At 55.2% G+C, this 23,814-nt stretch carries 19 protein-coding genes, 1 pseudogene and 1 riboswitch; of the genes and pseudogenes, 15 read left to right on the forward strand and 5 right to left on the reverse strand.

Going from position 1 to position 23,814, the window contains the following annotated elements:
- Nucleotides 1–109 precede the first annotated feature (109 nt).
- Nucleotides 110–531 (reverse strand): annotated as a pseudogene (locus tag AC07P6_RS10110) (universal stress protein).
- 118 nt (nucleotides 532–649) lie between these two features.
- A complete protein-coding gene (locus AC07P6_RS10115; protein WP_478316142.1) occupies nucleotides 650–2,626 on the reverse strand; it encodes an alkyl/aryl-sulfatase in 1,977 nt (658 codons plus the stop codon).
- Nucleotides 2,627–2,848: 222 nt separating this feature from the next.
- Nucleotides 2,849–2,945: riboswitch (TPP riboswitch) on the forward strand.
- Between the two features lie 34 nt (nucleotides 2,946–2,979).
- Between AC07P6_RS10115 and thiM the strand changes: the two genes are divergently transcribed.
- The 3 genes from thiM (at nucleotide 2,980) to fbaB (ending at nucleotide 5,751) form a co-directional block, all read left to right on the forward strand.
- The gene (gene thiM / locus AC07P6_RS10120; protein ID WP_478316143.1) at nucleotides 2,980–3,753 is read left to right on the forward strand and encodes a hydroxyethylthiazole kinase; all 774 of its coding nucleotides are present in this window, start codon (nucleotides 2,980–2,982) and stop codon (nucleotides 3,751–3,753) included.
- Nucleotides 3,750–4,550: a bifunctional hydroxymethylpyrimidine kinase/phosphomethylpyrimidine kinase gene (gene thiD / locus AC07P6_RS10125; protein WP_304260530.1), complete on the forward strand. Its 801-nt coding sequence runs from the start codon at nucleotides 3,750–3,752 to the stop codon at nucleotides 4,548–4,550. The genes thiM and thiD overlap by 4 nt, the downstream gene beginning before the upstream one ends.
- A 148-nt stretch (nucleotides 4,551–4,698) precedes the next feature.
- Nucleotides 4,699–5,751 carry a class I fructose-bisphosphate aldolase gene (fbaB, locus tag AC07P6_RS10130; RefSeq protein ID WP_112213138.1) on the forward strand — a complete coding sequence of 351 codons (1,053 nt, stop codon included), beginning with the start codon at nucleotides 4,699–4,701 and terminating at the stop codon, nucleotides 5,749–5,751.
- A 127-nt stretch (nucleotides 5,752–5,878) separates the two neighbouring features.
- On the opposite strand, the gene AC07P6_RS10135 is transcribed toward fbaB, so the two are convergent.
- Nucleotides 5,879–7,486 (reverse strand): FGGY-family carbohydrate kinase, encoded by a 1,608-nt coding sequence (locus tag AC07P6_RS10135; RefSeq protein ID WP_478316145.1) that lies wholly within the window; start codon nucleotides 7,484–7,486, stop codon nucleotides 5,879–5,881.
- A gap of 29 nt (nucleotides 7,487–7,515) precedes the next feature.
- Nucleotides 7,516–8,265 carry an SDR family oxidoreductase gene (locus AC07P6_RS10140; protein WP_181485635.1) on the reverse strand — a complete coding sequence of 250 codons (750 nt, stop codon included), beginning with the start codon at nucleotides 8,263–8,265 and terminating at the stop codon, nucleotides 7,516–7,518.
- A gap of 256 nt (nucleotides 8,266–8,521) precedes the next feature.
- On the opposite strand from AC07P6_RS10140, the gene AC07P6_RS10145 reads away from it, so the two are divergent.
- A complete protein-coding gene (locus tag AC07P6_RS10145; protein ID WP_434662472.1) occupies nucleotides 8,522–9,523 on the forward strand; it encodes a LacI family DNA-binding transcriptional regulator in 1,002 nt (333 codons plus the stop codon).
- A gap of 14 nt (nucleotides 9,524–9,537) precedes the next feature.
- On the opposite strand, the gene AC07P6_RS10150 is transcribed toward AC07P6_RS10145, so the two are convergent.
- Nucleotides 9,538–10,479: a sugar-binding transcriptional regulator gene (locus AC07P6_RS10150; protein ID WP_181485637.1), complete on the reverse strand. Its 942-nt coding sequence runs from the start codon at nucleotides 10,477–10,479 to the stop codon at nucleotides 9,538–9,540.
- 206 nt (nucleotides 10,480–10,685) lie between these two features.
- Between AC07P6_RS10150 and dalD the strand changes: the two genes are divergently transcribed.
- From dalD to AC07P6_RS10205, 11 genes are all read left to right on the forward strand, one after another.
- Nucleotides 10,686–12,053 (forward strand): D-arabinitol 4-dehydrogenase, encoded by a 1,368-nt coding sequence (dalD, locus tag AC07P6_RS10155; protein WP_182239882.1) that lies wholly within the window; start codon nucleotides 10,686–10,688, stop codon nucleotides 12,051–12,053.
- Between the two features lie 9 nt (nucleotides 12,054–12,062).
- Nucleotides 12,063–13,526 (forward strand): xylulokinase, encoded by a 1,464-nt coding sequence (gene xylB / locus AC07P6_RS10160; RefSeq protein ID WP_478316148.1) that lies wholly within the window; start codon nucleotides 12,063–12,065, stop codon nucleotides 13,524–13,526.
- A 192-nt stretch (nucleotides 13,527–13,718) separates the two neighbouring features.
- The gene (locus AC07P6_RS10165; protein WP_182207338.1) at nucleotides 13,719–14,996 is read left to right on the forward strand and encodes an RbtT/DalT/CsbX family MFS transporter; all 1,278 of its coding nucleotides are present in this window, start codon (nucleotides 13,719–13,721) and stop codon (nucleotides 14,994–14,996) included.
- A gap of 48 nt (nucleotides 14,997–15,044) precedes the next feature.
- Entirely contained in the window at nucleotides 15,045–15,707 is a 663-nt protein-coding gene (locus AC07P6_RS10170) for an HAD family hydrolase (protein WP_478316150.1), read from the forward strand.
- A gap of 298 nt (nucleotides 15,708–16,005) precedes the next feature.
- Nucleotides 16,006–17,160: a mandelate racemase family protein gene (locus tag AC07P6_RS10175; protein WP_181485641.1), complete on the forward strand. Its 1,155-nt coding sequence runs from the start codon at nucleotides 16,006–16,008 to the stop codon at nucleotides 17,158–17,160.
- Nucleotides 17,161–17,370: 210 nt separating this feature from the next.
- Nucleotides 17,371–18,993 (forward strand): ABC transporter substrate-binding protein, encoded by a 1,623-nt coding sequence (locus AC07P6_RS10180; RefSeq protein ID WP_478316151.1) that lies wholly within the window; start codon nucleotides 17,371–17,373, stop codon nucleotides 18,991–18,993.
- The gene (locus tag AC07P6_RS10185; RefSeq protein ID WP_112213149.1) at nucleotides 18,990–20,027 is read left to right on the forward strand and encodes an ABC transporter permease; all 1,038 of its coding nucleotides are present in this window, start codon (nucleotides 18,990–18,992) and stop codon (nucleotides 20,025–20,027) included. Before AC07P6_RS10180 ends, AC07P6_RS10185 begins: the two co-directional genes overlap by 4 nt.
- On the forward strand, nucleotides 20,024–20,929 hold the full coding sequence (locus tag AC07P6_RS10190) for an ABC transporter permease (RefSeq protein ID WP_182207336.1): 906 nt from the start codon (nucleotides 20,024–20,026) through the stop codon (nucleotides 20,927–20,929). Before AC07P6_RS10185 ends, AC07P6_RS10190 begins: the two co-directional genes overlap by 4 nt.
- Nucleotides 20,901–21,764, forward strand: coding sequence for an ABC transporter ATP-binding protein (locus tag AC07P6_RS10195; protein ID WP_182207650.1), 864 nt, complete (start codon nucleotides 20,901–20,903; stop codon nucleotides 21,762–21,764). The genes AC07P6_RS10190 and AC07P6_RS10195 overlap by 29 nt, the downstream gene beginning before the upstream one ends.
- Nucleotides 21,765–21,774: 10 nt before the next feature.
- The gene (locus AC07P6_RS10200; RefSeq protein WP_434664004.1) at nucleotides 21,775–22,548 is read left to right on the forward strand and encodes an ABC transporter ATP-binding protein; all 774 of its coding nucleotides are present in this window, start codon (nucleotides 21,775–21,777) and stop codon (nucleotides 22,546–22,548) included.
- A 417-nt stretch (nucleotides 22,549–22,965) separates the two neighbouring features.
- Entirely contained in the window at nucleotides 22,966–23,763 is a 798-nt protein-coding gene (locus tag AC07P6_RS10205) for a winged helix-turn-helix domain-containing protein (RefSeq protein ID WP_434662485.1), read from the forward strand.
- The last annotated feature ends 51 nt before the right edge of the window (nucleotides 23,764–23,814 follow it).

Consider the following 23,814-nt stretch of genomic DNA (forward strand, 5'->3'; position numbering starts at 1 on the left):
ATCGCCGAAAGTCTCTTATTAGCGTAATGTCGACCGGGCTGGAAGCCCATGCTGTGTGGGTAGGGTAGCCCGGACAAGGCGCGCCAGCGCCGCCTCCGGGGAGAACTTGCTAAGGGAGATGCTTAATCAGCACATCGACGGTGAGATGATTAATATACTCCAGAGAGTGGGAAGCGAGGACGCCCAGCAACCGGTTGTGATGTCCGGCGATAATCAAATCGATATTTCTCTGGCGCACACACTCTTCAACATCGGCAAAACGGCGAGCGGTCACCAGCGATAGCGTCTGCACGGGTAGAGATACCGTTGTTGCCAGCTCATTAAGCAGCGCTTTTGCCTGAATCACCTCCTGCGAAACGTCATCATCCAGCAGGCTATCGGAGACGTAATTCAGTGCCCGGTAGTCGGTACTGATATGGGCAATGGTAATGCGCATAGCGCTTTCTTCCGCCATTTTCGCAGCGTGCTGAGCAGCGGAACGCCATCCTGGCTGCTGTTGATCAGCACCAGGACATGGTGATAAACGGGCATAACGAGACCTCAACACAAGACGGCACCTTGATATCATTCTGTGCCCGCCATGAGGGGAAAGCAAATCGGACAATAGGCAGATTAAGACCCCGCGACCGACTGCCGCGGGGTGACTTATTTACGGCGTCACAATATTGAACCAGAACTCAAACTTATCCATATAACCCAGCATTTCGTCCAGCTTCGCGCCGTCGCCGGTCACTTTCACTTCACCCTTATCCTGCGCCTGCTTGAGCGTTTCCTCTTTCAGAATGATTTTGTTCAGCGTAGCGCGATCCAGCGTAATGGTGGCATCGGCGTCTTTCGCCTCGGAATCGGCCGTGTGGTTTAACACGCCGTTTTCCAGCTCCAGCTTATATTTACCGCCATCGTTGCCGAGGTCGATATTGAACACCGATTTAGCCGTACCGGCTTTCTCGCCGTTGATATGTACCGCCAGATAGTCGAAGAACATCTCAGGCGTCATTGCCCGCACGGTATCCGGGCTGGCAGTGTTCGGCGTCGGGCCTTTCACCACGCCGTTACGCAGCTCCTGCGCGCCGGTCAGGTAGAAGTTACGCCATGGCCCTGATTCTGCCTGATAGCCCAGTTGTTCCAGAGCATCGGCTTCCAGATTACGCGCCTCAAGATTACCTGGGTCGGCGAAGACGATTATGCTCACGACCTGAGCCACCCAGCGGTAGTTACCCTGGTCGTAATCCTCTTTTGCTTTCTTAAGGATGGCATCGGCACCGCCCATATAATCAACGAATTTCTTCGCCGCTTCTTCTGGCGGCAGTTCATCCAGGGTTGCCGGGTTGCCGTCGAACCAGCCGAGATACAGCACGTAGGTTGCCTTTACATCATGGCTGACGGAACCGTAGTAACCGCGGTTGGCCCAGGTGTTTGCCAGGCTGTCCGGCAGCTTGAATTTGGCGGCGATTTCATCGCGAGTCAGGCCTTCGTTAGCCATGCGCAGGGTCTGGTCGTTGATGTAACGATACAGGTCGCGTTGGCTTTTCAGCAGGTTAACAACGTTCTCATTGCCCCAGGTCGGCCAGTGGTGTTGCGCCATGATGATTTCGGCTTTGTCGCCCCAACGCACGATGGCGGCGTTGATATATTTCGACCATGGCAGCGGCTCGCGAATTTTCGCGCCACGCAGAGAGTAAGTGTTATGCAGGGTATGGGTGACATCTTCTGCGGATTCGATCAGCTTCTTCTCTTCGATATACCACAGCATTTCTGACGGTGCTTCCGATCCCGGAGCCAGCATAAAGTCATAGGTCAGGCCGTCGATAGTCTCTTTTTGGCCATCTTTCTCAATGATGTTGGTCGGGGCAATCAGGGTGACGGTACCGGCAGAGGTCGTCGTACCCAGCCCTGCACCAACCTGACCGGTGGCTTCCGGCTTCAGCAGGTTACCGTACATATAGCTGGCGCGGCGGCTCATCACGTTACCAGCCATGATGTTTTCCGCAACGGCGGCTTCCATAAAGCCGGAAGGCGCGTAGATTTTGACTTTGCCGGATTTCACATCAGCTTCATCAATCACGCCGCGCACGCCGCCGTAATGGTCAACGTGGCTGTGGGTGTAGATCACTGCAACCACCGGTTTATTGCCGCGATTTTTGTAATACAGATCCATACCGACTTTGGCGGTTTCCGCCGACACCAGCGGATCCACAACGGTAATGCCTTCTTTACCTTCGATGATGGTCATATTGGAGAGATCGAGGTTGCGAATCTGGTACACACCTTCGGTCACTTCAAACAGGCCGCTGATATTAATCAACTGGGACTGACGCCAGAGGCTGGGGTTGACGGTATCCGGTGCTTTTTCACCCTCTTTAATAAAGTCATACTGCTGCGGGTTCCAGATGACGTTGCCCTGTTCGCCTTTGATTATCTCGGTGGGCAGTGCGGCGATAAAACCTTTATGCGCGTTGGTAAAGTCGGTGTTATCGGAGAAGGGAAGTTGTTTGTACAGCGCGTCGTTCGCTTGTTTGGTTGCCGCTGTCGCTTCTTTAGGGGAGGTCTCCGCCCAGCTTGTCAGGGGGAGGGTAGAGAATATTCCAGCCAGGGCCAATCCTTTCATTATCGGGGTTAATTTCATTGGGATCCTCGAGGTTTTTACGCTGATTTACTCACTAATTTCGATATGACGTTGGGTTACATCCTGTAATGACTCCTCAAACTATAATCGCGTATCTGAAAAAGTGTTTATTTTGTTAATGAATTGTTTTTTTTGTTGTTGATTGTAATCAGTGGGCATCCCCAGGCCAGCTTGCGTTGTCCGGTGACTTCCCGTAACCTGCCCGCTGAGAACGTTTTATCTCTCAATGACTCGGGGTGCCCTTCCTTGTGAAGGCTGAGAAAAACCCGTACCACCTGATCTGGATAATGCCAGCGTAGGGAAGTCAGAGACCGCAGGGTCGTCGCTTCTTCATCGCCTGGCGGGAGCAAACGATGTCTGACCTGCTAAACCCCGCGCATATTGCCCATCTGCGGCATCTTTTTCGCCGCCATTCCCCCCTTGTTCACTGCATGACTAACGACGTGGTGCAGACCTTTACCGCCAACGTGCTGCTGTCGATTGGCGCATCACCAGCGATGGTTATCGACCCCGATGAAGCCAGTCAGTTTGCTGCGATTGCCGATGCGCTGCTGATTAACGTTGGCACGCTGACCGTTGAGCGCGCGACGGCGATGCGGGCGGCGGCGCATAGCGCAAAGCAGGCGGGCAAACCGTGGGTGCTGGATCCGGTGGCGGTCGGCGCGTTGACTCTGCGCACTGAATTTTGTCGGGAGCTTCTGGCGCTACAGCCTGCCGCTATTCGCGGTAATGCCTCGGAAATTATGGCCCTTGCCGGGATGAGCGGCGGTGGGCGCGGCGTTGATACTACTGATACCGCCGCAGCCGCGCTGCCTGCGGCTCAGGCGTTAGCTCGCCAGTTGAATACCGTGGTCGCAGTAACCGGAGAGGTCGATTACGTCACCGATGGTCAGCGTACGCGCATGGTCACCGGCGGCGATCCGCTAATGACTCGGGTGGTGGGTACCGGCTGCGCGCTGTCGGCGGTGGTTGCCGCCAGCACGGCGATGCCCGGTGAACGTCTGGAAAACGTCGCTGCCGCCTGTGGTCTGATGAAGTTCGCGGGTGGAATCGCGGCGCAGCGGGGCGGTCCCGGCAGCTTTACTCCCGCATTCCTGGATGCACTGTACGCGGAGGGCGGCCTGTGAGACGAATCAATGCTTTAACCATCGCCGGAACCGACCCGAGCGGCGGCGCGGGGATCCAGGCGGATCTCAAAACCTTCTCAGCGCTGGGCGCTTACGGCTGCTCGGTCATCACTGCGCTGGTGGCGCAAAACACCCGAGGCGTGCAGTCGGTGTACCGTATTGAACCTGATTTTGTCGCCGCGCAACTGGATTCGGTGTTCAGCGATGTGCGAATCGATACCACTAAAATTGGCATGCTGGCGGAAACGGATATCGTCGAAGCGGTGGCGGAGCGACTGGCGCGGTACCAGATTAAAAACGTGGTGCTGGATACCGTGATGCTGGCGAAAAGCGGCGATCCGTTGCTTTCGCTCAGCGCAGTGCAAACGCTGCGTCAGCGCCTGCTGCCGCAGGTGTCGCTAATCACCCCGAACCTGCCGGAAGCGGCGGCGCTGCTGGATGCGCCGCATGCCAAAACTGAAAAAGAGATGCTGGAGCAGGGCAGGGCGCTGCTGGGAATGGGCTGCGGCGCGGTATTAATGAAAGGCGGTCATCTTGATGATGCCGAGAGCCCGGACTGGCTGTTTACCCGCGAAGGTGAGCAGCGCTTTACCGCGCCAAGAGTGCAGACCAAAAATACGCACGGCACCGGTTGCACGCTATCGGCGGCGCTGGCGGCGCTGCGTCCTCGTTACGATGATTGGGGGCAAACGGTAGCGGAGGCTAAAGGCTGGCTCTCTGCGGCGCTGGCGCAAGCGGATTCTCTGGAAGTCGGGCACGGGATTGGCCCGGTGCATCACTTCCACGCCTGGTGGTAAACGGCACGACAACGTGCCAGCAGACTGTGCTGAAAAAATACGCTCCCGGCTGGAAAATATGCTGAGTCGGTACCAGGCTTAACCTGCCCAAAATAATTGGGTTGGGAAAATGCATGCCGGTTTCGACCGGCACTTACGGGAGATCGCTATGACTGATATTACGCAGTTACTTGGCAAAGATGCCGACACGCTTTTACAGCACCGTTGTATGACTATTCCAGCCGACCAACTCTATTTGCCGGGTTCGGACTATGTCGATCGGGTGATGGTTGATAACAACCGTCCGCCAGCGGTGCTGCGTAATATGCAAACCCTGTATAACACCGGACGCCTGGCGGGAACCGGGTATCTGTCTATCCTGCCGGTTGACCAGGGCGTAGAGCATTCTGCTGGCGCTTCTTTTGCCGCCAACCCGCTGTACTTTGATCCGAAAAATATCGTCGAACTGGCTATTGAAGCCGGTTGTAACTGCGTGGCCTCCACCTATGGCGTGCTGGCCTCGGTGTCACGCCGCTACGCGCACCGCATCCCCTTCCTGGTCAAACTGAACCATAACGAAACGCTGAGCTACCCGACTGAATACGACCAGACGCTGTACGCCAGCGTTGAGCAGGCGTTCAATATGGGAGCCGTGGCGGTAGGGGCGACGATCTATTTCGGTTCTGAACAGTCTCGCCGTCAGCTTGAGGAAATTTCTGTGGCCTTTGAGCGCGCGCATGAGCTGGGCCTGGTGACCGTGCTGTGGGCCTATCTGCGTAATCCGGCGTTCAAGAAAGATGGTGTCGATTATCACGTTTCCGCCGACTTAACCGGCCAGGCCAACCATCTGGCAGCCACTATCGGCGCGGATATTGTGAAGCAGAAGATGGCGGAGAATAACGGCGGCTATAAAGCGGTGAACTTCGGCTATACCGATGATCGGGTTTACAGCAAATTAACCACCGAGAACCCGATTGATTTGGTGCGTTATCAGCTGGCTAACTGCTATATGGGCCGCGCCGGATTGATTAACTCCGGCGGCGCGGCGGGTGGCGAAACCGATCTGAGCGACGCCGTACGCACGGCGGTTATCAACAAACGCGCGGGTGGCATGGGGTTGATTCTGGGCCGTAAGGCGTTTAAAAAATCGATGGCCGACGGCGTGAAGCTGATTAACGCCGTGCAGGACGTTTATCTGGATAGCAAAGTCACCATCGCCTGATAAGCACCTGCGGCGTCGAATTTCCCGGAGGCGGCGCTTGACGCGCCTTGTCCGGGCTACCGGTCCGCAGAAGGCTGTGAACCCGTAGCCCGGGTAAGGCGTTTACGCCGCAACCCGGGGATCCTGCTTATTCGCGAATCAGCCGTGCCGTGTGCTGGAGCGTTTTGTACGCTTCGTAACGACGCTGATGATCGGCGCTAAATTGCTCTTCGCAGCGGTAAGTTTTATCCACTCGGGTAAACTGCTTCATCGCTTCCGGCAGCGAAGGGGCAATTTTACCCGCCACGGCACCGAGAATTGCCGAACCTAACAGCACCGGTTCGCTGGACTCGGTACTGACCACGTTAATGCCGCAAGCATCTGCCAACAGCTGGCGAACTAAAGGATGTTGACCTGCGCCGCCGCTGATGACGATATTTTCGCTATCAATCCCGCAATTTTTCTGCGCATCAATAATTTGCCGCAGACCGTAGCCGATACCGCACAATCCCGCGACGTACAGCGCAATGAGGTTTTCCAGATCCCGCTCCATCCCCAGCCCGGCGATAATCGCTTTCGCGTTCGGGTCCGCCAGCGGCGCACGGTTGCCTAAAAACTCCGGCACCACGTGCAGACCGGCAGCGAGCTTGACTGCTTCGGAAGGATTATCCACCTGCGCCAGCACTCTATCGGCAAGATACACCGGTAGCGGAACACCGGCTTCTTTTGCCAGCGCTTTAGCCTCTGTGGCGGCGGGATGAAAACTCAATAACTGGTCGATAGCCGCACCGGCCGCGCTCTGGCCGCCTTCGCTTAACCAGAACCCCGGCACCATGGCGGAATAGTAAGGCCCCCACACGCCGGGCACAAAGACGGCATCCTGGGTGGTGGTCATAGTGCAGGAAGACGTGCCGAATACGTAGGCCATATTGTTGACCGCGCCGTTAAGCACGCCAACGGTACCAATCCCGCCCGCGTGGGCGTCAATCATGCCGACCGCCACCGGTGTGCCGACGGGCAGGCCCATCTCATCTGCCGCTGTTGCGCACAGACCGCCCTCGCAGGGCGTTCCCGGATCGACAATACGCTGGCCGATGCGGACAAAATCTTCATCCGCCAACTCCTCAAGGCCAATCTGGCGGAAGTAACCGGCATCCCAGCGTTTTTCATGCGCCAGATAGGTCCATTTACAGGTGACGGTACACACCGAGCGGGCTAAATCGCCGGTTGAGCGCCAGGTGAGATAATCCGCGAGGTCAAAGAAGTGGCGCGCCTGTTGATAGATTTGTGGACGATTCTCCTTCAGCCACAGGATCTTCGGCGTTTCCATCTCCGGCGAAATTTTACCGCCGACGTACTGCAACACCGCGTGGCCCGTGGCGTTGATCTTTTCTGCTTGCCCGGTAGCGCGGTGATCCATCCAGACGATGATGTTGCGGTCCGGGTCTTCCGAAGGGCCAACTGCCAGCGGCGCATCGTTTTCGCCAATCACCACCAGCGAACAGGTGGCGTCGAAGCCGATACCGGCAATCGACGCGGGAGCGACGTTCGCGTTCGCTACCGCCGTTTTAATGCAGTAGCACACCGCCTGCCAGATCTCGCGGCTCGACTGTTCAACCACGCTTCCGGCGCTGCGGAACAGGGTGATTTCTCGGGTGGCATGGGCCAGCAGCTCGCCCTGCAGATTGAATACGCCCGCACGAACGCTGCCTGAACCAACATCCACGCCAATAATGTTTTGAGTATTGCTTTGCATAAAATCCTCTTCAGCAGTCTGGTTGACGGTTAGAGATCCACACTGTTAGGCAGGATAACAATGTCGCGTACGGTGACGTTTTTCGAGCGGGTCACCATAAACAGCACTGACTCGGCTACTTCAATGGGTTGCATCAGGCTACCGTTGGCCAGCGCTTCGTCCATTTTGGCTTTTGGCCAGTCGTCCAGCAGGGCAGTAACCACTGGGCCCGGCAGCACGGCACCGACGCGCACGCCGTGCTGTGAAACCTGACGGCGGGTGGTATGGACAAATGCCTGGACGGCAAATTTCGACGCGGTATAGATAGGTTCCCAGATAACCGGCACCACGCCGGCAATAGAACTGGTGAAAATAATATCGCCGGATTTTTGCGCGATCAGATGCGGCAGGACGCTACGCACGCAGCGGAAAGCGGCGTTGATGTTGAGATGCAGCACGCGATCCCATACATCCGGATCTCCCTCGGCGACCGGCCCGCCGATGTAGGCTCCGGCGTTGGCGTGGAAAATATCAAGACCACCGGCGAGGTTAACGATACCCGTCAGAATATTATCGACCTGGTCGGCTTGCATCAGATCAACCTGTAGAGCAAAGGCGTTTTCGCCCAGCTCGGCGACGATTTTGTTGAGCTTTTCGCCTTCGCGGTCGATAAGCACCACTTTTGCGCCAGCCCCCAGCAGGGTTTTAGCGCATTCGAGGCCGATACCGGATGCCGCGCCGGTGACGGCGGCGACTTTGCCAGCAAGAGAAGTATTCATAGAGGATACAGAGTGGTTCATTTTATAATCCTTTATCGAGTCTGGTTGGCGGCTTCAAGCGCGAGGGCATCGCGTTGAGGTTATGTACTATTTTTTTTAAGGTATTGAATATAAGCATTATTTCTTCATTATCGCTGGAGTATTAACGCTGAATACGTTAATACTCTCTTGGAGTGAAGTTGGTGCTCAATCGATGAAGCTCATGTTGCGCTAGCTTCATCGATTGAGCAAGTGGGGAAATTAACAGCGAAATGAATTTGTGACGCAAGTTGGGAAAATGAAGAAAATCACGATTTACGACCTGGCGGAGCTATCCGGCGTGTCGGCAAGCGCAGTGAGCGCCATCCTTAACGGCAACTGGAAGAAGCGGCGTATTAGCGCGAAGCTTGCCGAAAAGGTGACGCGGATTGCTGAGGAGCAGGGCTATGCGGTTAATCGCCAGGCCAGCATGTTGCGCAGTAAAAAATCACACGTGATCGGCATGATTGTCCCCAAATACGATAACCGCTATTTCGGATCGGTTGCCGAGCGTTTTGAGGAGATGGCCCGCGAGCGCGGCCTGCTGCCGATTATTACCTGCACACGTCGTAGCCCGGAACTGGAAATCGAAGCGGTAAAAGCGATGCTCTCCTGGCAGGTGGATTGGGTGGTAGCGACCGGGGCGACCAACCCGGACAAAATTACCGCGTTATGCCAGCAGGCGGGGGTGCCGACGGTTAATCTCGATTTACCCGGTTCTCTTGCGCCATCAGTGATTTCGGATAACTACGGCGGTGCCAAAGCACTAACCCACAAGATCCTCGACAACAGCACCAGGCGCTGGGGGGAGCAGGCTCCGTTGACCTTTATCGGCGGGCGCAGTAGCGACCATAACACCACCGAGCGTTTACGCGGTTTTCATGATGCCCATCAGGAGCTGGGGCTGAGCGTGCCTGAAGCAAATATTCTGGCTCCAGGCTATTCAAAAGGAAAAGTCGAGGCTTGCCTGCAAGAGCGGTTTGGTCCGACTGATATTCATCTGCAGGGGTTGTTCGTTAACTCAACCATTTCTCTGGAAGGCGTGGTGCGATGGTTGTCGCAGGCGGGGCTCACCGGTAGCGCTCAGCCGCCAATGGGCTGCTTTGACTGGGACCCGTTTGTTTATCTGCTGGGACACGATATTGATATGGTGCAGCAGAACGTCCCGGCGATGCTGGAGGCGGTATTTAGTATCATCGACTCCGGCGATGCCAGCCAGCAGCGGATTGAGATCCCGCCGCTGTTGATGAGCAGCCGCTGATTCGGCTGTTGACGTTAACGCGTCAGCAGCCAGCGGGCGGTGTGTTCATCGGTCACCAGGCCGTTGACCCAACCGCCTTTAAGCGCCGCCAGAATGGCCGGGCGCTTGTACTCTCCGCACGCCACCGCGATCCGTGGGCACTGGTTCTGGCGAATGTCGTAGCTGGTGATCATTCTGTTGATTTCGCTGTCGACCACGCCGCCTTCGGCATCGATAAAGCGTCCCATGATCTCGCCGATCCCGCCACACGCCGTTAGCTCATCCATCTGCGCCTGACTAATAAAGCCGTCTTTAAAAATCGGGCTTTGTGTGCCCAATGGACCAATCCCGACGAAGATAACGTCTGCCTGCCGGGCAACGGCGGAAACGTTGCGAAACAGTCGGCTGGTGCACCACATATCGTACTCCTCCTGGGTCTGCGCATAGCGCGGCGCGGGCCATTGATAGTACTTCGCTTTGATTTTGCTGGTCAGCAACAGAGGTACATCATCGTAATAGTTACACTGTCCATCGGCGTCCATGGCGCTGATCAGCGCCACGCAGCGGGTATTCAGGCTATCGAAATCGATACGCTGGAGGGTTTTTTTCAAGGTCAGGCCGGAACCGAGGCCGATGATTTTCTCTTTATCATCCTGTAAATAGCGAGCCATCAGCTGGTAGCAGCCAAACGACACGCTATCCAGCGTACTTTCTTCGCTAAAGGCAGGCACGATATTGCATTCGATAAGTTGGTACTTTTCCTGCAATAATTGCGCATAATCGAGGCAATTCGCTACCGGATGGTGCAAACTAATCGATACGATCCCTTCTTCTTTCGCCGCCGCAATCAACCGCTGCACCACTGGCCTTGAAGTACCAAGCTGACTGGCGATTTCGCTCTGGTTTTGTCCGGCGATGTAGTACATCCATGCGGCGCGGACCTTCTGATCCAGCCGGATATCATCTTCTTTACTCATGGTTTCCTGCCCTAAGTTTCTGGCCACAGCGATAAATTCGCCTGGCGAATAACCGCATTCTGGCTGCGGTCGGGATAACTGGCAAGCTTTTGCTCTTTACTGGTCATTTGCAATTTAATTGGGTAATTGTTCTTTTGTGATCCATCGCTCTTATTTAGGTCAAATGATCAATTACAGTGAGCCCATCAACTCAAGGAGAGCAGAACATGAACAATCAATTCACATGGCTTCACATTGGTCTGGGTTCTTTTCATCGCGCACATCAGGCGTGGTATCTGCATCGTCTGATTGTTTCTGGAGATAAGCGTTGGCACATCGCGGCGGGGAATATTCGCAACGATGCCGAGCAGGTAGTCCAGGCGCTGGCGGCGCAGGGTGGGCGTTACGTGCTGGAAACCGTCAGCCCGGAAGGTGAGAGTGAATATGAAGAGATCACCTCAATTCAGAAACTGCTGCCGTGGCAGGCAGGGTTGCAGCCGCTGATTAACGAAGGGGCAAATCCGCAAACTAAAGTTATCGCCTTTACCGTAACGGAAGGGGGTTACTACCTGAACACCAGCCATAAACTGGAAACCAACAACCCCGATTTGATCGCTGACCTTAAGGGCGATTGCAAAACCATTTACGGCACTATCGCGCGGATTCTGGAAAAACGTATGGCCGATAACGCCGGGCCGTTAACCCTGCTGAACTGCGACAACGTGCGTCACAACGGCGAGCGGTTCCACGATGGTATGGTTGAATTCCTGGCGCTGACCGGCAAACAGGCGGTGATTGACTGGATGGCAGCCAACACCACCTGCCCGAACACCATGGTGGACCGCATTACACCGCGTCCGGCGGCTGAACTACCGGCACGCATCAAAGCGCAAACCGGCATTGATGACAAAGCGCCGGTGATGGGCGAAACCTTTATCCAGTGGGTAGTGGAAAATAACTTCCGCGACGAACGCCCGAACCTGGAAGCGGTCGGCGTGGAAATGGTGGAGTCGGTTATCCCTTATGAAGAGGCGAAAATCCGCATTCTGAACTCTTCCCATAGCTGCATTGCGTGGGCGGGCACCTTAATCGGTCAGCAGTATATTCATGAAAGTACGCTAACGGATTTCATCTACGCCATTGCCGACCGCTACGTTACGGAAGATGTGATCCCATGCCTCGGCGATAACGGCATTGATTTACCGACCTATCGCGATGTGGTCCTGAAACGCTTTACCAACCCGTACATCCAGGATACCAACCAGCGCGTCGCTGCCGATGGTTTCTCGAAAATTCCGGCGATGATCGCGCCGACTCTGCAAGAGTGCTATCGCCGCGGCGCGCGCCCGGAAGCAACCGCCATGCTGCCCGCACTGTTCTTCGTCTTTATGGAGCAGTGGCATAAAGGAACCCTGCCATATGAATACCAGGACGGGATCCTCGACGCTCAGGCGGTACATGAAATGTTTGAAGCCAGCGACCCGGTAGCCGTCTATGCTCGCGATAAAGCGCTATTTGGCGAACTGGCCGACAACGCTGATTTCCTGGCGCTGATGCGCGAGAAGATCGCCGCCGTTTATGCACTGATTAAATAAGAGGTGGCTATGTATCTGGGTATCGATCTCGGCACGTCGGAAGTCAAAGCGCTGGTCATTGATGAGAACAATGAGGTTATCGCCAGCCATAGCGCGCCGCTGAGTATTCAGCGGCCCCATCCGCACTGGTCAGAACAATCGCCGCAATCCTGGTGGGAGGCGACGGAGTACCTGATGACCACGCTGCGGGAAAAATGCGCCCAGCACTGGCCGGCAATCAAAGCCATTGGCCTTTCCGGGCAGATGCACGGCGCGGTGCTGCTGGACGCGGCGGGGGAGGTGATTCGCCCGGCGATTCTGTGGAATGACACCCGCTGCGCCCAGGAGTGCGAAGAGCTGGAAGAGATGGCGCCGGAGCTGCATCAGGTGGCAGGAAATCTGGCAATGCCGGGCTTCACTGCACCGAAGCTGCTGTGGGTTCGCCGTCACGAGCCGCAAAACTTTGAACGTACCGCGACGGTGCTGCTGCCGAAGGATTATCTGCGCTACCAGATGACCGGCAAGAAAGTCTCCGATATGTCAGACGCCGCCGGAACCCTGTGGCTGGACGTGGCGAAACGCGACTGGTCTGATTCGCTGCTGGATAAATGCGGATTGTCGCGTGGCCATATGCCAACGCTGGTTGAGGGCTGCGAGGTTTCCGCCACGCTTGACCCGCAGGTAGCGGAGCGCTGGGGGCTGAACGCCTCGGTGGTGGTTGCCGGTGGCGGCGGAGATAACGCGGTCAGCGCCATTGGCGTTGGCGCGGTCTCGCCGGGCGATGCGTTTATTTCGCTCGGCACTTCCGGGGTGCTGTTTGTGGTGACTGATGCCTATCGTCCGGCCCCGCAGTCGGCGGTACATGCTTTCTGTCACGTGCTGCCGAATCTGTGGCATCAGATGAGCGTGATGCTCAGCGCCGCCAGCTGTTTGCAGTGGTTCTGTCGCCTGACCGGCACCACGGAAGTGGCGCTGCTGGAGGAGATTGCTGAATTAAGTGACGAAGAGAAAGCCAATGCGCCGTTCTTCTTGCCTTATCTCTCAGGGGAACGCACGCCGCACAACGATCCTGAAGCGCGCGGAATGTTCTGGGGAATGACCCATTCCAGCCTGCGCGCCCAGCTTGGTTACGCGGTGCTTGAAGGGGTGAGTTTTGGCATTAACGATGGCCTGCGGGTGCTGAAAGAGAGCGGTACGCAGATCGATCAATGCTCGCTGGTTGGCGGTGGTGCCCGCAGTCCATTCTGGGCGCAACTGCTGGCCGATATCCTCGATATGCCGGTGGTGACCCACAAAGGCGGGGAGACCGGTGGCGCACTGGGCGCGGCGCGGCTGGCCTGTCTGGCGGCGGGTAAACCGCTCGCGGCGGTGTGTGAAAAACCGGAAATCTGGCAGACCTGGCATGCTGACCCGGTTCGCCATCAAACCCTGATGCAACGCTACGCGCAGTTTAACGCTCTGTATTTAAACGACCTGAACTTCCGTCAACACTAATTTTAAAAACATACCCTAAATAATTCGAGTTGCAGCAAGGCGGCGACGCAGTGAATCTCCAGGAGCTTACATAAGTAAGTGACTGGAGTGAACGAGGAAGGCAACACAGCTGCGGTTTGAATTATGACGGGTAGAATGGCCCTCCGGTGAAATCGCCGGAGCGGCCTCCTGTACCCTGAATACGAGGTCATTATGTCCGTAAATAATAAACAGTGGCTCGGTTTACCCCTGAATCTTATATGGGGATATGTCGCCATTGCCGTGTTTATGACCGGTGACGGTTTCGAACTGGCATTCCTGTCGCACTACATTAAAGAGCTTGGTTTCACCCCGGCGCAGGCCTCATTTGCCTTTACCCTGTACGGACTAGCCGCCGCGCTGTCGGCGTGGATTTCCGGCGTCGTAGCGGAAATTATCACCCCGCTAAAAACCATGATGATTGGCTTCGTGCTGTGGTGCGTATTCCACGTACTATTCCTGGTTTTCGGCCTTGGACACGCCAACTATGCGCTGATCTTGATTTTCTACGGTATCCGCGGCTTCGCGTATCCGCTGTTCCTCTACTCGTTCATCGTCGCCATTATCCATAACGTCAAAAGCGATAGCGCCAGTTCGGCCATCGGTTGGTTCTGGGCGGTTTACTCTGTTGGTATCGGCGTTTTCGGCAGCTATATTCCGAGTTTCACCATCCCGCATATCGGCGAGCTGGGGACATTGTGGCTGGCGCTGGCTTTCTGCGTGACCGGTGGGATTATTGCGCTGGCCTCGTTGCGTAACATTCAAACTCCGCACCATATGCGAAATTTGACCACTCGAGAGAAATTTTCCGAACTGGGACGCGCGGCGACGCTGCTCTATACCAACCGCAATATTATGTTGTCCAGCATGGTGCGTATCATCAATACGCTGTCATTGTTTGGCTTTGCGGTAATCATGCCGATGATGTTTGTCGATGAACTGGGTTTCACCACTTCTGAATGGTTGCAGGTGTGGGCCGTCTTCTTCTTTACCACCATTTTCTCCAACGTACTGTGGGGGATTCTGGGCGAAAAACTGGGCTGGATTAAAGTGGTGCGCTGGTTTGGCTGCGTCGGTATGGCGCTCTCTAGCCTGGCGTTTTATTACATCCCGCAGCACTTCGGGCATAACTTCGCCATGGCGATGATTCCGGCCGTTGCTCTGGGGATCTTTGTTGCCGCTTTCGTGCCGCTGGCTGCCGTTTTCCCGGCGCTGGAACCGAAGCACAAAGGTGCGGCTATTTCGGTATATAACCTGTCTGCGGGGATGTCGAACTTTCTCGCCCCGGCGATTGCGGTGATATTGCTACCGTTCTTCAGCACCATCGGGGTGGTTATCGCCTATACCGCGCTGTACGTGGTGGCCTTTTTCCTTTGCGCATTTATTCGCGTCGAGCAGCCGGGATTTTCCCACAAGGAAGCGCCCGCCAGCGAGCAGGTTGAGTTTTCTTAACGTTGTGCGGCTGGCATGAGATTCATGCCAGCCTTATTGAGGTGGATGATGAGTATTAAAGCAGTTATTTTTGACATGGATGGTGTGATTATTGATTCCGAAATCCTGTGGCGACAGGCGCAAATAGAAGCGCTGGCGCAATGGGGGGCAACGGTAAGTATCGATGAGTGTGAAACGCTGACCAAAGGTAAACGCCTTGACGACATTGCGCGCACCTGGTGCCAGCATTGTCGACTTGATGTTGCGCCACAGCGGCTTGAAGAAGCGATACTGCAGCGCATCACTGGCCTGATATCTGCCGAAGGTGAGCCGATGAACGGCGTGCGCGAGGCGTTAAGCTATTTCCGCCATGTCGGGTATAAAATTGCGTTGGCAACCTCATCATCCCATCAGGTTATTTCCGCAGTACTGAACAAACTCTCCCTTTGGCACTATTTTGACGTGGTTTCCAGCGCGGATGATGAGGAATGCGGCAAACCTCATCCGGCGGTTTACTTGTCAACGCTGCGCAAGCTCAACCTCAACGCCAGTCAATGCCTGGTGATTGAAGACAGCTTTAACGGTTTTAGCGCCGCTCAGGCAGCAAATATCCCCACTATCGTTATCGCCGAAGATTGCCTGCATGGTCGTTTTCAGGCCGCCGAGGGTCGCTATCGGGCGTTACCTGAACTGCTGGAAGCTCTTTCTGCAGAGCCAGAGGCGGCGGTATAAGTCAGTAATTTGTGAGCGCAGAAAGTTTCAGGATGTACCCGGTCGGTTAATCTCTTTTCTGCGCTCACGCTCCTCTTTTTATCATGCCGATCGCCCTCACATTTCGCCCTTCTTTTGTGAAAACAATCACGCCCCGTCGTGCCAATGCCCAAATTTAATCTCTTGCTTAGCGGTGATTGTCCGAGGCACTGCTGCGTAATTGTGCTTAGATTAGATATTGAAACGTTTTTTCAATAATGTGAAACCGCTTTGCCGATTTGCGTCTATAGATCGGGTTTGGCTGCGATAAGGACTGAGAATGAAAATTGAATCTGTAAATGTCACCGTTTTCCAGTATCCCACTCGTCGGGTTTCCGACAGCGCCGGGCACTCCCATCCGGGAGCCGAAAGCATGGCAAAAATGGCGATGCTGACCATTACTGCCGATGATGGCACCCAGGGTTTTTCGTTTGCGCCGCCGGAAGTGGTGCGCCCGTTTGTGGTGAACACTTTTTTCCGCAAGGTGATGGTGGGGCAGGACCCGTTCAACCGTGAACGCATCTGGCAGGATCTTAATCACTGGCAGCGCGGTAGCGCCCATCAGTTGACCGAACGCGCGCTGTCGTTTGTCGAGCAGGCGCTGTGGGATCTGATTGGTCGCAAACTCAATATGCCGGTTTACAAACTGCTCGGCGGCTATCGCGACACGGTTCCGGCCTATGGCAGCACCATGTGCGGCGACGATCTGCCTGGCGGACTGTCGACTCCGGATGAGTATGCGTCATTTGCTGAAACGCTGGTGGCCCGTGGCTACAAGGCCATCAAGCTGCACACCTGGATGCCGCCGATCTCTTTTGCGCCAAATCCGAAAATGGACATCAAAGCCTGCGCAGCGGTGCGTGAAGCGGTAGGGCCGGATATCGACCTGATGATTGATGGCTATCACTGGTACAGCCGTGCCGAAGCGCTGTGGATTGGCAAAGAGCTGGAAAAACTGAATTTCGCCTGGTTTGAAGAGCCGATGGAAGAGGATTCGATGTCTTCTTACGCATGGCTGGCGGAAAACCTGTCGATTCCCATCGTCGGACCGGAGAGCTTCGGCGGCAAACACCATATGCGCGCCGAATGGGTGAAAGCCGGAGCCTGCGACATCCTGCGCGCCGGATCCAACGGCGTTGGCGGTATTACGCCAACGATGAAGGTGGCGGCGCTGGCGGAGTCGTTTGGTATGGATTGTGAAGTCCATGGTAACGGCGCGGCGAGCCTGGCAGTGGTCGGCGCGATCCGTAACTGTCGCTGGTACGAGCGCGGCCTGCTGCACCCGTTCCTCGATTACGATGAGCCAGCCGCGTATCTCAACAGCATTGTCGACCCGATGGATGACCAGGGATTAGTGCATTTGTCACAACGACCAGGTCTCGGTGAAGACATTAATTTTGCGTATATCGAAGCCAATACCGTTAGCCACGACTGATTAATAAAAATTCCAAAGGCTTAAGGCTTATTGGGTTTGGGCGAACGGATAAAAAATATAAACCAGGCCCTAAATCAGTCGTGTTGCAGCAAGGCGGCAAATCAACGAATCTCCGGGAGCTTACATCAGGTAAGTGACCGGGGTGAGGAGATGAAGCCAACGTAGCTGCGGCGCGAATGATGACGGGCGTGTACCCTACAGGCGATAGATATGAAAAAAACCTCTTTACTGGGAGCGTGCTTACTCGCGCTCGCCATGTCGATGGGGAGTGGGGCGGCAATAGCGAAAACACCGCCCGACCAGCTGATCATTGGCATGAATATGAACAACCTTCTGACGCTTGACCCGGCAGCGATGACCGGTAACGAAGTCGTTGGGATTGTGGTCAATCTCTATGACTCGCTGGTGGAGCTTGATCCTAAACAGCTAACCAACGTCAGGCCCGCGCTGGCGAAATCCTGGGATATCAGCCCGGATGGTAAAACCCTGACGTTCCATTTGCGCGATGACGTGAAATTTCACTCTGGCAATCCGCTGACCGCCGCCGATGTGGTGTGGTCAATGCGGCGTATTTTGCATCTCAACCTCGCCCAGGCATCGGTGTGGAAATCCTACGGCTTCAGTAAGAAAAATATTGATAACCAGGTGAGCGCTCCGGACGACGTGACGGTACAAATCGTGTTACCGAAAGATAACGACCCGCAGCTGGTGATTTACTCGCTGGCGGCGCTGGGCAACCTCGGTGTGCTCGACAGTAAAACGGTGCAGAGCCACGAGCAGGATAAGGACTGGGGCAACCGCTGGCTGACCACCCATGAAGCCGGTTCCGGGCCGTTTACCCTCGAAACCTGGCAGGCGAAAGATGTCCTGCGCATGAAGCGCAACCCTGACTACTGGCGCGGTGAGGCGAAAATGAGCCGCGTGGTGCTGCGCCACTTCCAGGAGTCGCAAACTCTGCGTCTGATGGTAGCGAAAGGCGATCTCGATATTGCTAACAACATGGCGGTCTCCGATATCAATGCCCTGCGCAGCGACCCGCAGTTGACCGTCGATGCGGTGCAGCGTGGGACTATGTACTACGTCGCCATGAGCATGAATGAAGATCATTTTGCCAATCCGAAAGTGCGCGAAGCGGTACGCTATTTGATTGATTACCAGGGCATCAATAAAGCGCTGATGCCGGGCTATGGCGTGCTGCATCAGCGACCGATCAAAGCCGGCATGCCGTCCACGCTGCCTGACCCGGGCTACACGCTTGACGTGGGGCGGGCGAAAAAGCTGCTGGCGGAAGCGGGCTATCCCAACGGATTTGATACTACGCTGCGGGTGCTCTCCGATCAGCCGTTCCTCAATATCGCCATTGCCGTGCAGTCGACGCTGATGCAGGCGGGGATTAACGCCAAAATCATCACCGGCACCGGCAACCAGATTTACGGCGCGATGCGCGAACGTAAGTTTGATCTGCTGGTCGGGCGCGGCGGGAGCGGAATGGAACCTCACCCACACTCCAGCCTGCGTGCGCTGGTCTATAACCCGGATAATAGCGCTGAAGCTCGCCTGACCAACTTCCAGGGCTGGCGTACCGGTTTTTACGACCCGCAGCTGAACTCCATGATTGACCACGCTCTGCTGGAGCGTAACCCGCAGCAACAGGTAGCGAGCTATCAGGCGATTCAGCAGCGCTATGACCAACTGATCCCGGCGTTAATTCCGCTGTCTCAAATGGTCGATTCCGTCGTGGTACGCAACGAGGTGCAGGATTATCAGCCGCACCCCTCCGCCACCACTTTTCTGCGTGAAGTCTATAAAACCCGCGAAGGAGAGAAAGGATGAGTACGGCAATCCTTGCGCCCGGCTCCCGCACCCGGCGCTTATCAAAACGACTGCTGCAGGTAGCGATTACGCTGTTCGGCCTGCTACTGCTGACCTTCACCATTGGGCGCGTGATGCCCATCGACCCGGTACTGGCGATTGTTGGGCCGGACGCCGACCAGAGCACTTATCAGCAGGTTTATCAGCAACTGGGGTTTGACCAGTCGTTGGTCACCCAGTTTGGCATCTATTTTGTCAACTTGTTGCATGGCGATTTGGGCAATGCATTGCTGACCGGGAAACCGGTGGTAGACGACATTATCCGCGTCTTCCCGGCCACCATGGAGCTGGCGACGATGGCGATTATCGTCGGCGCAGGCCTTGGTATTCCGCTGGGCGTGCTGGCGGCGGCGCGGCGTAACAGCCTCTCCGATTATGTGGTGCGTATTATCAGCCTCGCCGGCTATTCAACGCCGATTTTCTGGGTTGGGATGATGGGGCTGCTGGTGTTTTACGCCTGGCTTGGTTGGGTTGGCGGTGCTGGACGGGTAGACCTTGGTCTGGACGGTATTGTGCCACGTCGCACCGGCCTGATGACCGTCGATGCGCTGCTGGCAGGTAACAGCCAGGTGTTCTGGAATGCCATTAACCACCTGATTTTACCGGCCTCGCTGCTCGGTTTTCACTCGCTGGCTTACATCAGCCGTATGACCCGTAGCTTTATGCTGGCCCAGCTGTCGCAAGAGTTCATCATCACGGCGCGCGTCAAAGGTCTGACCGAGCGTCAGGTTATCTGGAACCACGCGTTTCGTAACATCCTCGTACAGCTGCTGACGGTAGTGGCGCTAGCCTACGGCGCGCTGCTGGAAGGGGCGGTACTGATTGAAACCGTCTTCTCCTGGCCGGGATTTGGCTCTTACCTTACCGGCAGTCTGCTGCTGGGCGATATGAATGCGGTGATGGGCTGCGTGCTACTCGTCGGGGTTATCTTCGTGATGCTCAACCTGCTCTCCGACATGCTGTATCAATTCTTTGACCCGAGGACAAAATCATGACCGTTTCTCTGGATACGTCGCTTTCGGGCGGGGCGGGCGAAGGCCGCCAGCGGCTGCAACGTGCGGCGACACGGGCTGCCGGGTTTATCGGCAAAATGGTGCGCAACCCGCTAACGGCTATCGGCGGTGGGATTATCTTCCTGTTGATCGTCGTGGCGGTGTTTGCGCCTCTGATCGCGCCTTATAACCCGCTGGTACAGGACCTGAACAGTGCATTGGTGGCACCGAACGCCCAGCACTGGTTCGGTACCGATGAGTTTGGCCGCGATATTTTTAGTCGTCTGGTGTACGGCTCGCGTATCACGCTGTATATCGTGCTGCTGGTGTCGGTCACCGTCGGCCCGCTTGGGCTGCTGCTCGGCGTCAGCGCCGGATATTTTGGTGGCAAGGTGGATATGGTGCTGATGCGCGTCACCGATATCTTCATTTCCTTCCCAAGCCTGGTGCTGGCGCTGGCGTTCGTCGCTGCTTTAGGCCCGGGGCTGGAGCACGTAGTTATCGCCATTACGCTGACTGCCTGGCCGCCGATTGCTCGTCTGGCGCGTGCTGAAACGCTGTCACTGCGTCAGGCTGATTTTATCTCCGCCGTGCGTTTACAAGGGGCTTCACCGGCTCGCGTGCTGTGGCGGCATATTGTCCCGCTGTGCCTGCCTTCGGTCATCATTCGTATCACCATGAATATGGCGGGGATCATTCTGACCGCCGCCGGTCTGGGCTTTCTTGGCCTTGGCGCACAGCCGCCGGAGCCGGAGTGGGGTGCGATGATCTCCAGTGGACGCACTTATATGATGGAGTGCTGGTGGGTGGTAACGATTCCGGGGCTGGCGATTCTGATCAACAGCTTAGCGTTCAACTTCTTAGGAGATGGCTTACGTGACATCCTCGATCCTCGCAGCGAATAATGCTCCACTGCTCGACGTGCGCGACCTGTGCGTCGACTTTGTTAACGGTAGCGCGGTGACCCATGCCGTGCGCGGCGTCTCCTTCCAGTTGGGGCAGGAAAAACTGGCGATTGTTGGCGAGTCCGGCTCGGGTAAATCCACCGTCGGGCGTGCGTTGTTGCAGCTGCATCCGAAAAAGGCCCGCGTCACCGCCAGTCGGATGCAGTTTGCTGACCTTGATTTACTGCATCTCAGCGAGGCGCAAATGCGCGGCGTACGCGGCAAACGCATCTCAATGATTATGCAGGACCCGAAATACTCGCTGAACCCGGTAGTTTGCGTCGGTAATCAGATAGCGGAGGCCTGGCTCACGCACCATCCGGGGCGTAAAGATGAGGCTAAAGAAAAGGCGCTGGAGATGCTGGAAGTGGTGCGCATTCGCCAGCCGGAACGCGTGTATCAGCTCTATCCACATGAGATTTCCGGTGGTCAGGGGCAGCGCATCATGATTGCGATGATGCTGATCACCGACCCGGAGCTGGTGATTGCCGATGAACCGACCTCGGCGCTGGACGTGTCGGTGCGTCTGCAGGTGCTGGGTCTGCTGGATGACCTGGTGAAATCGCGCGGTCTGGGGCTGATTTTTATTAGCCACGATATCAACCTGGTGCGCAGCTTCTGTGACCGCGTGCTGGTGATGTACGCCGGACGGGTGGTGGAGTCCATTGCTGCTAAAGACCTCGATAACGCCCGTCATCCCTATACTCAGGGACTGATTAACTCGCTGCCGGATATGCAGCATCGTCGCCCGGTTTTACCGGTATTGCAGCGCCAGACCAGCTGGTTGACGGACTAAGGAGTGCATGATGATTGAAGTCAAAAACCTCAACCTGGCGTTTGGCGAAGGAGAGAAGCGCAACCAGGTGCTGTATGACGTGAATTTTCACGTTAAGCCAGGCGAAATCTACGGTCTGGTGGGGGAATCTGGTTCCGGCAAAACCACGGTGCTGAAGTGCCTCGCCGGGCTATTTACCCACTGGAAGGGCGAGCTGGCGATAGATGGACAACAGTTGGCTCACGAGATCAGTCGCGAACGCTGCCGTCAGGTGCAGATGGTGTTTCAGGACCCTTACGGCTCTCTGCACCCGCGGCATACCATCGGCGACATTCTGGAAGAACCGCTGCAGATCCATAACATTAACGATCGCGACCGGCGGATCAATGCGCTACTGGACAAGGTCGGTCTGAACCGTGCCTTTCGCGAACGTTATCCGCACCAGCTCTCCGGTGGTCAGCGCCAGCGTGTGGCGATTGCCAGAGCGCTAATTCTTGAACCTCAGGTGCTGCTGCTGGATGAGCCAACCTCAGCGTTGGATGTGTCAGTGCAGGCGGAGATCCTCAATCTTCTGGCGGAATTGCAGAAAGAAGCTAAGCTGACTTACCTGATGGTGACCCACGATCTGGGCGTTATCGCCCACTTATGTCAGAAGGTTGCGGTGATGCAGTACGGTAAGATCCTCGAAACCCTGACCGTGGATGCGCTGGTGAACGGCGAGGCGCAAACGGCCTATACGCAGATGTTGGTCAACGCCAGCCAGCAATATACGCGTGAAATGGCGCGAGAAGTGGCAGCGTACTAGTCTATACGGCGCATTCTCTTTCGAGAGATGCGCCATTTTTTATATAAAACAGTGAGGGGAAATGTATTCATAGCTATAAATGTTGTCTTTTAGTGTAAAGATGGTGCTTAGATCTAAAACAGAAATATATACTGCATCTAACCAATTGTTATGAAATTATAATTCGCATGCGTGATTGAAAGTGAAATAAATCACTATTTAATGTTTCGTTTTCCAGATATCCAAAAATGTAAACTCAGTTAAACCTTGCATATAGCAAGGAAAAACTGTGTATTGCACCTCCAGATCCTCTCCGTAATAGAGTAAACTCGCTGGCGAATAATCCTAAGATGTGGTCTACGTAAGGCGAGTTATCTAAATTACAGCCTGGTTTTCATGCCGCTCTCATCCAAATGGTTACAATACTCAGGGAACAGGATGGAAAAAAAATATATCATCAACGGAAAAATTAATTTTATTCCTCAGCGTAGCGTTTTGTTACTTATTGCTGATGATACGAAGAATGTATCATTAAATATTCCCGTTAGCCGTTGCCTGATGCTCCTTATTCAGCAGCACGGTGCAACGGTTGCTCGTGAAACCTTTTTTCAGGAAGTATGGATAAAGCATGGCTCACAGGTGACCAGCAATGGTTTTTATCAAAATATTTCTTTATTACGTCGGGCCTTTAAGGAACTGGGTGTTGACGAAGAAATTATTGTAACGGTGCCCAGAGTCGGCGTCAGGCTGGAGGCAACATTATCCGTAATTGAATCCCAACCAGCTGAGTCAGAAGCCGCGCCGATTACAGAACCCATCGTAAAGCCCGTGGCAGAGGAGGTCGCTGCTGCGAAGTTTGCAGAAAAAAAGCGGTTACGGCTACGGCGTCCCGCCTTATGGGGCATCGCAGCATTACTGAGCTGTCTGGTCGTTGGGGTTGTTACCTGGCAAGCTGAATTCGAATCTTATTTGCAAAACTATTTGCCCATTAATGTAAAATATTCGCAACAATGTCACTTCTTTGCCAATAGCGATGTGGTTGAGCACAAGCGACATGAACAATTCATCAACCGAAGGGAATTTGAATGTGAAAAATACCCTTGGGTCTATTTGACACTCTATCCCGGCCAGGCCCGCGTCTCGGTGATAAGCTGCCGTCAGCAATTTAGTCAATGGCGTGATAATCAATGCCTCACCAATTATTATATTAAGGAGGTACTGAATGCGCAGAAGTGAAATTAAATGGTTAATAGCAATCATATTTATCTGTGTACTAACGGCATTAGC

Source organism: Klebsiella sp. GFKo11 (assembly GCF_056490265.1).